Source organism: Bifidobacterium sp. LH_449 (assembly GCF_056356755.1).
The window spans coordinates 38846-54529 of sequence record NZ_JBKEUV010000008.1; the positions used below are offsets into that span (position 1 = coordinate 38846).

Genomic DNA, 15684 nt, shown 5'->3' on the forward strand with positions numbered 1-15684 from the left:
TTTCCTTGCCTTGCGCCGAACGCCGCTCCGTGACGGCCGTCGGTCACTGGAACTCGGGCATCTCCATGGCCTGGTCGGCCTTGGCGGCCGAATCCGGGCGTGCTCCGATGTTGAAGCCCAGATCGTCGGAGGCTCCGGACGGATCGTCGTCCTCGTCCTTCATGTCGATGGCCACGCCTTCGGCGTTGAGCACTTCGACGTTCAGGGACAGGGACTGCATTTCCTTAAGCAGCACCTTGAACGATTCAGGGATGCCTGCCGGCGGCAGGTTGTCGCCCTTGACGATGGCGCCGTAGACGCGCACGCGGCCGTCGACGTCATCGGACTTGGTGGTCATCATTTCATGCAGCGTGTAGGCGGCGCCGTAGGCCTCGAGGGCCCACACTTCCATTTCGCCGAAGCGCTGGCCACCGAACTGGGCTTTGCCGCCCAGCGGCTGCTGGGTGATCATGGAGTACGGGCCGGTGGAGCGGGCGTGGATCTTGTCGTCGACAAGGTGATGCAGCTTCAGCATGTACATGTAGCCGACGGAGATTTTGCCGAACGGTTCGCCGGTACGGCCGTCGAACAGCAGGGCCTTGCCGTCCTCGCCGACAAGCTTGTTGCCGTCACGGTCGGCCAGCGTGGCGGACAGCAGACCCTTGAGGGTGTCCTGACGAACGCCGTCGAAGACCGGGGTGGCCACCGGCGTGCAGGGAGCACCCTTTTCGGCGCCGGCCGGCACGTACTTCTTCCAAGCGGCTTCCAGATCCGGGTCGAGGGTGATGTCCCAGCCGGCGTGGGCGATCCAGCCGAGGTGCATTTCCAGCACCTGGCCCAGGTTCATTCGGGAAGGCACGCCCAACGGGTTCAGCATGATGTCGACCGGGGTGCCGTCCTCGAGGAACGGCATGTCCTCTTCCGGCAGAATGCGGGAGATGACGCCCTTGTTGCCGTGGCGGCCTGCGAGCTTATCGCCCTGGGTGATCTTACGGTGCTGGGCGATGTAGACGCGGATCATCTGGTTGACGCCGTTCGGCAGCTCGTCGCCGTCCTCCTCGGCATCCTCGCGGGTGGTTTCCTTCACCGCGATGACGGTACCGGTCTCGCCGTGGGGCACGCGCAGCGAGGTGTCGCGCACTTCGCGGCTCTTCTCGCCGAAGATGGCGCGCAGCAGGCGCTCTTCCGGAGTCAGTTCGGTTTCGCCCTTCGGGGTGACCTTACCGACCAGGATGTCGCCGGCTTCCACTTCGGCGCCGATGCGGATGATGCCGCGCTCGTCGAGGTTGGCGACCGCGTCTTCGCCGACGTTCGGCAGATCGCGGGTGATCTCTTCGGCGCCCAGCTTGGTTTCACGGGCGTCGATCTCGTACTCTTCGATGTGGATCGAGGAAAGCGTGTCGTCCTGGACGATGCGCTGGGAGATGATGATGGCGTCTTCGTAGTTGTAGCCGTTCCACGGCATGAAGGCGACCAGCAGGTTCTTGCCCAACGCCATTTCGCCCTGATCGGTGGCCGGGCCGTCGGCCAGCACGGTGCCGGCTTCGACGCGTTCGCCGTCGCGGATCAGCGGGACCTGGTTGTAGCAGGTGGTCTGGTTGGAGCGCTGGAACTTGGACAGCTTGTAGCTGGAGGTGGTTCCGTCGTCGTTCATCACGCGGATCATGTCGGCGGACACATAGGTCACGACGCCCGGCTTCTCGGCCAGGATCACGTCGCCGGAATCGACGGCGGCACGCCATTCGGCACCGGTGCCGACGAGCGGACGCTCCGACTTGATCAGCGGAACGGCCTGACGCTGCATGTTGGTGCCCATCAATGCGCGGTGGCCTTCGTCGTGCTCCAGGAACGGGATCAGGGAGGCACCGACCGACACCATCTGGCGCGGGGAGACGTCCATGTAGTCCACGGAGCTGACCGGAACGTCGACCGCCTCTTCCTCGCCGACTCGGGCCAGCGCCTGGGCGTCGACGAAATCACCGTTCTCGTCCAGGTTCTGGTTGGCCTGGGCGATGACGTGCTCGGCGTCCTGATCCGCGGTCATGTACACGACTTCGTCGGTGACGTGGCCGTTGACGACCTTACGGTACGGCGTTTCGATGAAGCCGAACGGGTTGATGCGGCCGAAGGTCGCAAGGGAACCGATCAGACCGATGTTCGGGCCTTCAGGGGATTCGATCGGGCACATACGGCCGAAGTGGGACGGGTGCACGTCTCGCACTTCCATGGAGGCGCGGTCGCGGCTCAGACCGCCCGGGCCCAGAGCGGAGAGACGACGCTTGTTCGTCACGCCGGCGAGCGGGTTGTTCTGATCCATGAACTGGCTCAGCTGGGAGGTGCCGAAGAACTCCTTGATGGTGGCGTTCACCGGGCGGATGTTGATCAGCGACTGCGGGGTGATGGCCTCGGCGTCCTGCGTAGTCATGCGTTCGCGTACGACGCGTTCCATACGGCTCAGGCCGGTGCGCAGCTGGTTTTGGATCAGCTCGCCGACCTGACGGATACGACGGTTGCCGAAGTGGTCGATATCATCCACGTCCACGCGCAGGTCGATGTCCTGACCGTTGCGCTTGCCCGGGAAGGTGGCGTCGCCGGCATGCAGCGTGACCAGATACTTGATCGTCGCGATGATGTCTTCGCGGGTCAGGCTGCGGTCGTTGATGTCGCTTTCGAGACCAAGCTTGCGGTTGATCTTGTAGCGGCCGACGCGGGCCAGATCGTAACGCTTGGTGTTGAAGTAGAAGGAGTCGAGCAGGTTGCGGCCGGCTTCCGGGGTCGCGGTGTCGGCCGGGCGGATCTTGCGGTACAGATCGGTCAGAGCCTCTTCCTGCGTTTCGACGCTTTCCTTCGCCAGGGCGTCGAGCACCAGCGGGTAGCCCTTGAACGCCTCGGCGATCTCCTGCTTGGTCATGCCGATGGCCATCAGGAACACGATGGCGGACTGCTTGCGCTTGCGGTCGACGCGCACGCCGAGCACGTCACGCTTGTCGATTTCGAATTCCAGCCATGCGCCACGGCTCGGAATGATCTTCGCGCCGAAGACCTCCTTGTCGGAGGTGCGGTCCGGGGTGCGGTCGAAGTAGACGCCCGGAGAACGCACGAGCTGGGAGACGATGACTCGTTCGGTACCGCCGATGATGAAGGTGCCGTGCGGGGTCTGCAGCGGGAAATCGCCCATGAACACGGTCTGGGACTTGATTTCGCCGGTGTCGCCGTTTTCGAATTCGGCGTTCACGTACAGCGGCGCGGAGTAGGTGTAATCCTTCTCCTTGCATTCCTGCACGGTGTGACGCGGCTCCTCGAAATACGGATCCGAGAAGGTCAGGCTCATGGTCTGCGCGAAATTCTCGATCGGGGAGATCTCCTGGAAAACCTCATCCAGGCCGGAGGTGTGCGGCACGGTGTTGGTGCCGTTCTCCAGGTCTTCCTCAACGCGCTTCTTCCAACGCTCGTTGCCGATCAGCCAATCAAAGCTGTCGGTCTGCACACCCAACAAATAGGGCACATCGATGGGCTCGCGGATGGAGCCAAAGTTCACACGGTCCGACGCCTTGTGCAGGTCAATATCATGCTGGTCGGCGCGTGCGATGATGGTGGTGGTGTTCGTCGTAGCCTCAGCCAATGGACGTTCCTTATCGCTCGCTATATCGTTCGATTCCCATAAGAAGCGCCGTCAACGGCCACCATATGCCTGTACGCGGGCGCCTCTTCCTTGTCAGCATGCCCGCCATATGACATGCATATACGCAAAAAATAAGAATATCAAGAGCTCCGGATATACGACACTCCCGAATTCAACGGCGACGGACCATGTCCTTTGCGTCATTCCAAAGCCGGAATCCGAGGCAATATTCTGGGGCAATATTCCGAGGCAAAATTCCAAGACAGACCCCAAGGCAGGCCAAGATAATCAACCGCATCAATCCGTTCCGTTCACGAAATAATGCGCCAGCTGCACGGATTCCAATCCCGGAGCACGATGCACACGCCTCCTGTCGGCCAGGTATTCGATCGGCACGCAGGCCAACGGGCGGACAGGCACATCCAACGCTTTGGAAAAGGACTTCGCCACGTCCACAGCAAGCAGATCACGGTTCTCCGGCGTGGAAAGTCGGACGTTCGTAACCTCCAGAACATCCCAGCCCCGAGCTCGAAGCCATCCTCGCTTCTCTTTATCCCGCTCCCCCTGATCCGCATCGGTCATATGGAAACGGCCGTCATATTCTACAATGGTCATAAGCTCCGGATACGCCATGTCCACCGACCACGGAGCTTCACGCTCCGAAGCGATCGCGACATTCACCTGCGCGGACCCCAACCCGCGGCAGGCCAAAGCGATACGCTGCCGCGTCTCAAACGACGAATCCGTATTCTCTCGCATCAAAGGAACGGCTTTTGCCAAACGCTTATGGCCGGCGAATCCTTGATAGGTTTTCAGGAACGCCGTCACACGGGCCTTCGTGGTCTGCTTCTGAACGCCACGGCGCATCATGCAATCGCCAAGCACGACGAGATCGAGCAAAGGGGTCACCGCGGCCATTTGCGCAAGCGCAAGCTCGGGGGAGACAACCTCGAATGCAGCGGATGCGGCCACGGAGCATGATTCCAACATCCCGGGAGAGCATTCATGGACGACGACCCCCCTGAGCCTGTGCCGTTGACCGCTCTCCCCGACCGAAACATGGATTGTCCTCGCATCGAAACCGCCAAGATACCGTTGCGGCAATTCCACGCCAAGTATACGCAAAGCCGAGGTGTGGCTGGCGACAAGCGGCAACGAAGTCCGAACCGCCAGCGCGCAGAGACGCTCATATTCCTTCAGATATCGTTCGGAAGCCTCCCTCTCGACCAGAAACCTCGACGGTTCGCGCCCGGAACGACCGTATTCTCGTATCGCACTCATTCCTCCACGGTAGCCAGGAAGATCGTATGGCGCCAGCCTTGTCGCTTCAGCGTTGGATATGTGGATAAGCGTCGGATGCGGCACCCGGACGGAAGGTCCAGCCCCGCCGCTCGGGCCACGCATTCCAAGGGCCCACGATTCAAGCAGCTGGCCGGCAGCCGGTAGACCGTTGCCTGCATCATGCCGACGTCATGACAACGCCGTATCCATGAAAAAACGGCAAGATCACAAGCCCATCTGACGATTGCGTGCAGGTGCTTCACCAACATGCCATTGCCGTCCAAAAAAGAATGGCGGAAATCCGCCATTCTTAAATTCGCGAATCGCCTTCCATACGCGATTTCCCGAGCACAGGTACACGCAATCGTCAGATATACGCTCAAACAAGCCGTTTTCAGACTCACCCCGATCATCGGGGTGCTCTCCGAAGCGCACCCGCGCATCGCAGGTCCGGATCACTCCACCATAATCGTCACCGGATCGCTTTTCACCTTCGGCGCATCCTTAAGGCTCAACTGCGCCACATACGTGCCGCGATCGACACGGGGCAGTTCGGAATCGTCCACGCATTCGTTTCCCGTACGGTCGGCATTCCAGGTGATGGTCTGACTATCCTTGTCGCCCTTCGCCATCAGCAACGGACGCGCCGTCGCCGGGCATACATCGGAACGCCATATCACGTCCGATCCGGAGGTGATGGTCAGCACGCGATTGTCAACGGCGGCGTTCACCAGGCAGCTTCCATTGCCTTCATGCGCGATCGTCGCGGTGAAATCCAAAGATCCGCCCACGGCGACGCTTTGCGACGCAGCGGTCAGCGACAGGGTCACCGAATCGGCGCCACAATCCGCAGTGGGCTTGACTGCCAGCGGATCGGAAACGCCTTCACGTTCCAACGCAACGGATGCATGCGTCGTCAAAGCCGCAATCGCCGCAATTCCCCGACCGATGCTGTACACGCAGAAAACAGTCAGCGAAAGCACCAGCACCGCGGCGACGCCGACGACGATGCGGCGACGCCGATATATCGCCCGCTGCCTTTTGCTGCGCGTCGAAGGTCGCCTACTGCCGTTGCCCGCCATCATTCCTCCGATTTCATTGCCGTGATCGTGCACGAACTCGCCTTACATCATGATAAGGCGAAGCGGCAATCATGAATATCGAAGTACGCCGGAATCGGCGCAAATCGATTTTGTCCGCCGGCTCATCGATGGATTCCAAAATTTCCCGGACGATTATCGAAACCTGATATTCAACCGATGATCAGGCCGGCAATCGTACTGCGCCGCCGTCGAGCAGCTCGATCAGCCCGTCCTCGTCCAAAGAGGCGACGCAGGCGTCCAGTTGAATGTGGTCGGACCATAACGACCGCACCTGTTCGCGCGTCAGCGTCGTGCTTCCGTCCGGCAACGCGCGCAACGCCTGCAGGACAAGGCCTCGCACCTGCCTGTCGGTCCCTTGGAAGCGTTGGCGTGGACGAGTGCGCCTCTCCCCCAATCCGGGCCGGCCCTCGGCAAGGAACGCGCATTCGCCGGACAGTGGGCATGCCTCGCACATCGGCGACTTCGCCGTGCAGACGACGGCGCCCAATTCCATCACCGACTGATTCCAGGTCACGGAATCGTCGCCGGAAGGCAGCACGCGCCTGGCCAGATCGCGTTCGACTGCGGAGGCGGCGCCGCCCAATGACTCCTTGCCTAAAAACACACGAGACAGCACTCGTCGGATGTTGGTGTCGATGACGGCGATGCGCTGCCCGTAGGCGAAACTCAGCACAGCGCTTGCCGTGTAGTCGCCGATGCCGGGCAGTGCGATCAGCTCGTCGTACGTGCGCGGCAGCACGTTGTCGTATTCGTTCGCCACGCATGCGGCGCATTCACGCAATCGCAGCGCCCGCCGCGGGTAGCCCAGCCGTCCCCACGCGGTGATCACGTCCGCGGTGGGCGCCTTCGCCAACGACGCCGCATCCGGCCAGCGTTCGATCCAGTCCAGCCAGTAGGGCACGACACGGCTCATCTGCGTCTGCTGGCTCATCACTTCGGAGACCAGCACGCCCCACGCGTCGGTGCGGCCGAAGCGCCACGGCAGGTCGCGGGCGTTGGCATGCCACCATTCGAAAAGCGGGGCGACGGTTTGCGCGGCATTGTGGGCGGCGGTTCGCGTGGCGTTGTGCGCGACGGCTTGGGCGGCGTTCTGCATGGCGTTCTGCATGGCGTTTTGTTTGGCGTTCTGTGTGGCGTTCTGGGTGACGGTTTGCGCGCAGCAGGCGTTGTGAGTGTCGTTCATCGTTCATATTCTTAGCAGCTATGACGAACGAACAGACGAATGCGCGGGCGAACGCCGCGGCCGCGGGCGAAAATCCGGAATCCCGCGTGGAGAAGATGTTTGAATACGGCTACCGCAAATCGAATTACGGGCCGGACGAATTGGTGACGGACGCGCACGGCAATCCGATCTCCGTGGTCGACGCGATGCTTTCGGCGAAGGACGCCGCGAAGGCGGAAACGTCGACGCCGCACCTGTGCTACTACTCCCCCCGCATTCCGGGCAACACCGGCTCGGCCATCCGCCTGTGCGCGGTGACGGGCACGATCCTGCATCTGGTGGAGCCGCTGGGATTCAATCTGCGTGATACGAAACTGCGCCGCGCCGGCCTGGACTACCATGACATGGCGCATGTGGTGCTGCATCCGAATTTCGAGGATCTGGTCGAATCGATGCCGGATTCGCGCATCATCGCGTTCACCGCGCATGCGACGAAGCTGTATACCGAAATCGAATACAAACCGACCGACATTCTGCTGTTCGGCCCGGAGCCGGGCGACATTCCCGATCCGATGGACATCATAGCCGGCCCGCATGTGGCCGAACAGGTGAGGCTGCCCATGCGTCCGAGCCTGAGGAGCCTGAATCTGACGAACTGCGCGTCCATTGCCATCTATGAGGCGTGGCGTCAGCTGAATTTCGCCGGCGGCAAGTGATTGTTCGCACGGCGATATACGGGCGATACGCAAGCGACGCGCAACCGATATGCAAGCGAAGCGCAAACCATATGCGGGCGATATCGCAGAAAAGCCGAAAGGCCTGGAATAAGCGGCGACACGCGGGGCCGGCTTATGAAAAATCGAAAAACATGTTAGGTTGACCTCTGTTTTCGAAAACCGCATGACCTAGGTCGTTTTACCCAAGGTCATGCGGTTTTTTTGTTGCATGGAGGAGAGCAATACAGAGTGACGACACAATCACCCGCACAATCACATCAGATATCCGAAAATCAAATTCCGAACAATCAGATTCCGAACAATCGGTTCCGACATCCGCATAAGGTGATGCTCGGCCTGTATATCGGCGCGTTTCTCGGCATGTTGTCCGAAACTTCGATGAATATCGCGCTTCCCGCATTGATGGACGAATTTTCCGTCACGTCCGGCACCGCCCAGTGGATGGTCGTCGGCTACATGCTCGCCATCGGCGTCGTACTGCCGTGTGTGGGCTTTCTGCTCAAATGGATCGACGCCAAGCATCTCGTTCTTGCGGCGCTGGCCTGCTTCCTGGTCGGTTCCGTTGTTTCCGCCGTTGCGCCGGTCTTCCCGCTGGTGCTCGCGGGGCGCATCATTCAGGGCGTCGGCACCGGCATCGTGCTGCCGTCGATGTATGTGGCCATCATGCGCGTGTTCCCGCCTCACATGCTGGGCGCGGCCAATGGCGTTGCCGGTCTGGTCATTATGTTCGCGCCGGTGATCGGTCCGACCCTGTCCGGCATGCTGATCGGCGCGTTCTCATGGCGCGCCATTTTCGCGCTGTTCGCCGTTGTCGCGATGATTGCGACCGTCTGCACGGCCGCCTTCTTCGTCACGCCGATCGAACAAACCCGCCCTGCAGTGGACGTACCATCCGTGCTGGCATCGGTCATCGGTTTCGGCTGCCTGGTCGGCGGCGTCAGCATGATCGCCGACATGGGCTTCTCGCCGCTGGTGGTCGGCCTGCTGGCCGTCGGCATTGCGGTGATTGCGTTCTACACCTACCGTCAGCTGCATATTCCCAATCCGGTGCTGGAATTGCGTGCGCTAGGCATCGCCGCGTTCCGTACGCCCGCGATCATGGTGACCTGCTCGTTCGCCTGCACGCTGGCGATGATGTATCTGGTGCCGCAGGAACTGCAGCGCGGTCTGGGCTTCGAATCGACGCTGGCCGGCATGCTGATGCTGCCCGCAGGCATCGTGAATGCGGTGTGCTCGTTTGTCGCCGGCCGCCTGTTCGACCGTCATGGCGCGGTCGGCCTGGTGCGCATCGGCGGCGTGGTGGCCATCATCGGCTCCGTCATGTTCCTGATGATCGGCGTCGGCACGTCGCCCCTGTTCTTCATCGCCGCCCATGTGGTGTTCATGATCGGCATTCCGCTCATGCAGCAATCGGCGCAGTCCGCCGCGTTGAAAGGCCTGCCGCGTGAGATGGCCGCGGACGGCAGCACGATCCTCAACACGATGCAGCAGGTGATCGGCGCCGTCGGCACCGCCGTCGCCACCTGCCTGCTTGGTTTGGGCCAGGCGTCGGACGATGCCGCGCAGGGTTTTGTGAACGGTTCCCGCTATGGTTACGCGTTCGGATTGGTGCTGGTGGCGCTGGTGCTGATCGGCTCGTTCATGATGAAGGGATCGAAGGAACCGACGGTCTCTGCGCAAGCGCATGGCGAGCGCTGATATTCGATGATTTGCTGATTCCTCCGCCGGATAACGGCAATCATCGGATCAATGAAATATCCGCCGAGCATGAAGGGACGGCGCAAGATTTTTCCTCGCGCCGCCCCTTCATGTTCGGCAGGACTGCGGTTATTCGGCAGGATTTCGCCCGATATTCGTCGAGACGAAGTCCTGGACCGTCAGTTCTTGAAGCTGTGGATCGGCGCGGGGATGCGGCCGCCGCGCGTCACGAACGCCTCGCAGCTGGTCTGGTTGACCGGCATGATCGGCGCGTAGCCCATCAGGCCGCCGAAATTGGCCATTTCGCCCACGCCTTTGCCGGCGACCGGGATGATGCGCACGGCGGTGGTCTTCTGATTGACCATGCCGATGGCGGCTTCGTCGGCGATGATGCCGGAAATCGTCGATGCCGTCGTATCGCCCGGAATGGCGATCATGTCAAGACCGACCGAGCACACGCAGGTCATCGCCTCGAGCTTTTCGATGGTCAGGCAGCCGGAAGCGGCCGAATCGATCATGTTCTTGTCTTCGGAGACCGGGATGAACGCGCCCGAAAGGCCGCCCACATAGGACGACGCCATGATGCCGCCCTTCTTCACCTGATCGTTCAGCATCGCCAGCGCGGCCGTAGTGCCGGGGGCGCCGACCTGTTCCAGGCCGATCTTCTCCAGCACTTCGCCGACGGAATCGCCGACGGCGGGGGTCGGAGCCAGCGACAGGTCGATGATGCCGAACGGGATTCCCAGACGACGGGAGGCTTCCTGCGCGACCAGCTGGCCGACGCGCGTGATCTTGAACGCGGTGCGTTTGATCGTTTCGCACAGGAATTCGAAATCCTTGCCCTTCGCTTCGTCGAGCGCCCGGGAGACGACGCCCGGTCCGGAAACGCCGACGTTGATGACGGCATCGCCTTCGGTGACGCCGTGGAAGCCGCCGGCCATGAACGGGTTGTCGTCCGGCGCGTTGCAGAAGGCCACGAATTTCACGCAGCCGTAGGAATCATTGTCGGCGGTGCGCGCCGCGATATCCTTGATGATGTGTCCGAGCAGCTCGACCGAATTCATGTCGATGCCGGTTTTCGTCGAACCGACGTTCACCGACGAGCATACGATATCGGTCTCGCTCAACGCCTGCGGCAGCGAGCGGATCAGCAGCTCCTCGGCGGGCGTCATCGCCTTCGACACCAGCGCCGAATAGCCGCCGATCAGATCGACGCCGACCTCTTTCGCGGCCTTGTCAAGCGAATGTGCGATCTTGACGAAATCCTCGCTGGTCTTGCAGGAGCTGGCGCCGACCAGCGAAATCGGCGTCACCGTGATGCGCTTGTTGACGATCGGAATGCCGTAATCGCGTTCGATCGCCTCGCCCGTGGACACCAGATCCTTGGCATACGTGGTGATTTTCCGGTAAATGTTGTCGCAAACCGTGTCGACGTTGTCGTCTGCGCAATCCAACAACGAAATGCCCATCGTGATGGTGCGCACATCGAGCTTCTCCTGCTCGATCATTTGATTGGTCTCGTGGACCTCCATGATATTCAGCATGCGTATTCCTTGATCGTCGCGATGAATATTGCAATGAATACTGCCGTCGGCGCTGTGATGGACATTCGAACATCCTTGAATGCCTTTTCGAATGTTCTCAGCAAACCCTTCGGCAATTTTTCAGCGGATCCTCCGGCAGATGCCGTGATGAATATTGTGATGGGAATTCACGCGATCACACGCGATGCATCTTCGTGAAGATTTCCTCACGCTGGCAGCGGATGCGCACGCCGATGCCTTCGCCGAGCTTGTCAAGCTCCTCCACGAGGCGGCCGAATTCGTTGTCGGCGGCGGTGACGTCGACGATCATCATCATGTTGAAATAGCCGTCGATGATGGTCTGCGAAATGTCGAGAACGTTGACCTTGTGGTCGGCGAGATACGTGCACACGCGTGCGATGATGCCAACGGTGTCCTGTCCGACGACGGTGATGATTGCCTTGTCCATGAGCCTCCCTGTTCCTGCGAAATGCCGGTTGGATGAATGCCTTCCAGTATAGAGAATGCCGTCGCCGTCAAAACTGAGCCGTTGACAAGCCCCTTCGCGAAAGGCCGGCTTTCTCTTCTTTGACGGTTTTGACCGGGACACGCCGAGGACGGCGGTCAAAAGCGTCAGGACTTGGGACGCATACGGAAAGAGCCGCCCCTTTGATTGACGGTTTTGACCGCAACACGCCGACAGCTGCGATCAAAAGTGTCAAAGGCATGACGCCGGCAAAGCCTCCCATGAAAGGCCGGCCTCCCCACTTGACGGTTTTGACCGCAACACGCCGAGGACGGCGGCCAAAAGCGTCAGGACTTGGGACGCATACGGAAAGAGCCGCCCCTTTGATTGACGGTTTTGACCGGGACACGCCGGGGTGGGCGGTCAAAAGCGTCAGTCAGGAGGGCGGCTGCTGAGTAAGCCGGCGTTGGCCAGGGACGCTTGCGGCGTCAGACCGGGGACGCCTGGGGCGCTTAGGCTTCACGCGAGGCGGCGGCTGCGGCGTAGGCCGGCAGCGCGCGCGGGGCGTTGAAACCGCGGGCTTCGAATTCGTCGGCGATCTTCTGGGCGATGGCGTGGCCTTCGCCCTTGTCGACGAGCGCGATGATGGAGCCGCCGAAGCCGCCGCCGGTCATGCGGGCGCCGTATGCGCCGGATTCGCGGGCGACGTTCACGGCGACGTCGAGCTCATCGACGGTGACTTCATAGTCGTCGCGCAGCGAATCGTGGGATGCGTTGAACAGGCGTCCCGCTTCGGCGATGTCGCCGCTGGCGAAGGCTTCGACGAATCGGTCGACGCGGGCGATTTCGGTGACGACGTGACGCACGCGCTTCTTCATGGTCTCGTCGTCGAGCTTGGCGAGCACGTCGGCGAGCGCCGCCGCCGGATCGTCGGCTGAGGCGACCGCTTCGGCGGTGACGCGCAGGTTGTCGACTCCGAGAATATGCGCGGCCTCCTCGCAGGTGGCGCGGCGCTGGGCGTACTGGCCGTCGTTGAGCTGGTGCGGCGCCTGGGTGTCGAGCACGAGCAGTTCGAGGCCGTACTTGTCGAGGTCGAAGGCTTCCGGGGAGACGCTTTCGAGGGCGGTCAGGCCCGGACGGCAGTCGAGGCGGATGGCGTGGCCCATGGAGCAGCGCATGGAGGCGTTCTGGTCGAGACCGCCGGTGGAGGCGCCGGCCATGTCGTTTTCGGAGCGGATGGCCATGTCGATCAGGGTGACGCGGCCTGCGTCGGTCGCACCATAGCCGAGGCCATACACGTCGTCCAGGGCGAGCGCGGTGGAGCAGGTCATGGCGGCCGAGGAGCTCAGACCGGAGCCGAGCGGCACGCAGGAGGCGAAGGCGGCGTCAAAGCCTTGCACGGCGTCGAAGCCGGCTTCGCGCATGGCCCATGCGACGCCGACCGGGTATGCGGCCCAGCCGTCGACGCCGCCGGCCTGCAATCCGGCGAGATCCGCTTCGGCGACCTTGTCGGGAGCCACGTCGGAGACGACGTGCACGGTGGTGTCTTCGCGCGGGGCTAGCGCGATGAAGGTCCGATGCGGCAGCGCGATCGGCAGGCACAGGCCGGCGTTGTAGTCGGTGTGTTCGCCGATCAGGTTGACGCGGCCGGGGGCGGCCCATACGCCGGCCGGTTCCTTGCCGTAGGTGGCGCGGAACAGGTCGGCGGCGATGCGTACGCCGTCTTCGTGGGACAGCGGTTCAATGAATTCAACTGTGGTCATAGACGATCCTTTTTGAAAATGCCGAATGCCGTTTGGCGGCCAGAATCGGCGGCCAGAATCGGCAGTCGGAATTGACAGCCATAATTGACGGCCGGAATTGGCGATCAGGCTCGCATTCAGGCTTCCGCGATGTCGACGGCGCCGAGCTCGTGGAAACGCTTGGCGATGAGTTCCGGCGTGGTGTCGGAGATCCATGCGGCCATGCCCGATTCGGAGCCCGCCAGATACTTGATCTTGTTGGCGGCGCGGCGGAAGGAGAAGAACTGCAGGTTGAGGCGGTAGTTCTCGCGGCGCTTGTCGTGGATCGGGGCCTGATGCCATGCGGCGATGTACGGCAGGTCCATGCCCTTGCCGTCGCCGGTGTCGAAGAAGGCGTTGCCGCGCTTGAGCAGCGTGGAGTACATCTGCGCCAAATCCCAACGTTCGTCGTCGTCGAGTTCGTCCAGGGTCAGCACGTCGCGCACCGGCGCCACATGCACCTCCAAAGGCCAGCGGGCTGCGGCCGGCACGTAGGCCACCCAGGAGTGGTTGCGCATGACGATGCGTTCTTCGGCTTCGATTTCGGCGTTCATGATGTCCTTGAGCAGGTTGCCGCCGGTCTTCTCATGGTAGGCCTCGGTGTGCTGCAGTTCGGCTTCCATCTTCGGCGCGATGAACGGGTAGCAGTAGACCTGTCCGTGCGGATGGGCCAGGGAGACGCCGATTTCGGCGCCGTGGTTTTCGAACGGGAAGATCTGTTCGATGCCTTCCATCTTGGAGATTTCGGCGGTGCGGAACGCCCATGCCTCGACGACGGTGCGCAGACGGGAGACCGGCAGGTCGGCCGGCAGGCCGTCTTCGTCGGGGTCGAAGCAGATGACTTCGCAGCGGCCCGCGGCGAGCTTCTTTTCCCACAACGGGTTGCCGTTCACGTATTCAACGGCTTCGGAACGGCCCGGAACGCGCACCATGGAGGGGAAACGGTTTTCGAAGACGACGACGTTGTAGTCGGTGTCCGGTACTTCGCCATCCTGATACGGGTCGCCCGGCTTGCGCGCGGCCAGCGGATTGCCCTTGGCGGTGGCGCCGGGGCCTGCGGTGATCGGGCGGTTCATACGCGCGGTCGCCATCGGAATCCAGTCGCCGGTCAGCGGATCGCGACGCATTTCGGGGGCGGCGTACGGCACTTCCTCGCCGGCGGCGTTCAGCTGATTGGCGAAGCGATACGCCAGCTGGCGCGGATCGTTCAATTCGCGGGTTTTCGCGCCGGATACGTATTCCGGATCGTCGTCCAGATAGAAGAAGTCACGTCCGTCGGCCAGCGTGGTCGGCGTGATGCGGATATGCTCCTTCGCATATGCTCCCGGAGTGTAATTGGCGAATTCACTCATTGTCAGGATCACTCACTTTCCTCATTTGATTCGCTCTGGCGCGCCAGAACGAGTTCTTTGACCAGATTCCTGGTTTCCGTCGCCGATTCGGGGTCGAGCCCGTCATCGGTGATGACCGTATCCACCTGATCGAAGCGTGCGAACAGCGACAACGACGTGCAGCTCCATTTGGTGTGATCGGTCAAGATGATGGTGCGATCGGCGATGTCCATCATCGCCATATCGGTTGCGGCCTCCAGCGAATTGGGCATGAGGAAGCCGCGGGGAACGGACACGGAATGCGTACCCAGAAAGACGGTGTTGACGCGAAGGGATGCGACGACCTTGTCCGCGATGGGGCCGACCAGCGAATTGGATCGCGTGATGACGCCGCCCGTCACGATGACTTCGACGTCTTTCGATTCCAATGCCTGCACCAATTCCGCCACCGGGATGGAGTTGGTGAGGATGGTGATGCCGGAGGATTGCTGCGATTCGAGCAGATGCTGCGCGAACACATACGCCGTCGTGCCACCGCCGATGGCGATGACGTCGCCCGGCGCGACATATTTGATCGCTTCGCGCGCAATGGAATCCTTCAGTCCGATGTCCATCTGCGACTTTACAGAGAACAACGGCTCGCTCAGCAATGTGCTGGTGCTGACGGCACCGCCGTGAACACGCTTAAGCAGACCTTTATCGGCCAGATCGGCGATATCGCGTCGGATGGTCATGGCAGAGACGCCCAATTCCTTGGACAGCGCAGTGATGCGCACCGCTCCTCGCGTGCGCAGCCTGCTCAAAATCAGATGCTGACGTTGTGACGATATCATTCGAACATTATCGCACACATTTGCTCAAAATAAAAACTGATTTGAGCGTTTCCTACGGATTTCCTATTCCTACGTTACCCGAAACCACAAAACCGCAGGATTTCAGCGAAGACAAGAGGACCACGGGCGCGCAACGCGCACGAGAGGGGGAAAAAGAGGAAAAAAGAG

The 15684-nt window shown here is 61.6% G+C and carries 11 protein-coding genes; 2 read left to right on the forward strand and 9 right to left on the reverse strand.

The window, feature by feature from the left end:
• Positions 1-43 precede the first annotated feature (43 nt).
• The 4 genes from rpoB to AC1AX7_RS07035 form a co-directional block, all read right to left on the reverse strand.
• Entirely contained in the window at positions 44-3601 is a 3558-nt protein-coding gene (gene rpoB / locus AC1AX7_RS07020; RefSeq protein ID WP_476509374.1) for a DNA-directed RNA polymerase subunit beta, read from the reverse strand.
• A gap of 297 nt (positions 3602-3898) precedes the next feature.
• Entirely contained in the window at positions 3899-4882 is a 984-nt protein-coding gene (locus tag AC1AX7_RS07025; protein ID WP_476509375.1) for a hypothetical protein, read from the reverse strand.
• Positions 4883-5337: 455 nt separating this feature from the next.
• The gene (locus AC1AX7_RS07030; RefSeq protein WP_476509376.1) at positions 5338-5997 is read right to left on the reverse strand and encodes a hypothetical protein; all 660 of its coding nucleotides are present in this window, start codon (positions 5995-5997) and stop codon (positions 5338-5340) included.
• A gap of 148 nt (positions 5998-6145) precedes the next feature.
• On the reverse strand, positions 6146-7093 hold the full coding sequence (locus AC1AX7_RS07035) for an HhH-GPD family protein (RefSeq protein ID WP_476509433.1): 948 nt from the start codon (positions 7091-7093) through the stop codon (positions 6146-6148).
• Between the two features lie 95 nt (positions 7094-7188).
• Here AC1AX7_RS07035 and AC1AX7_RS07040 point away from each other — a divergent pair, with 95 nt between their 5' ends.
• Both AC1AX7_RS07040 and AC1AX7_RS07045 read left to right on the forward strand, forming a co-directional pair.
• On the forward strand, positions 7189-7863 hold the full coding sequence (locus AC1AX7_RS07040) for a tRNA (cytidine(34)-2'-O)-methyltransferase (protein ID WP_476509377.1): 675 nt from the start codon (positions 7189-7191) through the stop codon (positions 7861-7863).
• A 348-nt stretch (positions 7864-8211) separates the two neighbouring features.
• On the forward strand, positions 8212-9582 hold the full coding sequence (locus AC1AX7_RS07045; RefSeq protein WP_476509434.1) for an MFS transporter: 1371 nt from the start codon (positions 8212-8214) through the stop codon (positions 9580-9582).
• Positions 9583-9761: 179 nt separating this feature from the next.
• On the opposite strand, the gene AC1AX7_RS07050 is transcribed toward AC1AX7_RS07045, so the two are convergent.
• The 5 genes from AC1AX7_RS07050 to AC1AX7_RS07070 all read right to left on the reverse strand — a co-directional run bounded on the left by AC1AX7_RS07050 (position 9762) and on the right by AC1AX7_RS07070 (position 15516).
• Complete coding sequence (locus AC1AX7_RS07050) at positions 9762-11126, reverse strand: DUF711 family protein (protein WP_476509378.1); 1365 nt, start codon at positions 11124-11126, stop codon at positions 9762-9764.
• 175 nt (positions 11127-11301) lie between these two features.
• Complete coding sequence (locus tag AC1AX7_RS07055; protein WP_476509379.1) at positions 11302-11574, reverse strand: ACT domain-containing protein; 273 nt, start codon at positions 11572-11574, stop codon at positions 11302-11304.
• Between the two features lie 509 nt (positions 11575-12083).
• Positions 12084-13334, reverse strand: coding sequence for a galactokinase (gene galK / locus AC1AX7_RS07060; protein ID WP_476509380.1), 1251 nt, complete (start codon positions 13332-13334; stop codon positions 12084-12086).
• Positions 13335-13450: 116 nt separating this feature from the next.
• Positions 13451-14704, reverse strand: a complete 1254-nt coding sequence (galT, locus tag AC1AX7_RS07065; protein WP_476509435.1) for a galactose-1-phosphate uridylyltransferase — start codon at positions 14702-14704, stop codon at positions 13451-13453.
• 8 nt (positions 14705-14712) lie between these two features.
• Positions 14713-15516, reverse strand: a complete 804-nt coding sequence (locus tag AC1AX7_RS07070) for a DeoR/GlpR family DNA-binding transcription regulator (protein WP_476509381.1) — start codon at positions 15514-15516, stop codon at positions 14713-14715.
• Positions 15517-15684: the final 168 nt, after the last annotated feature.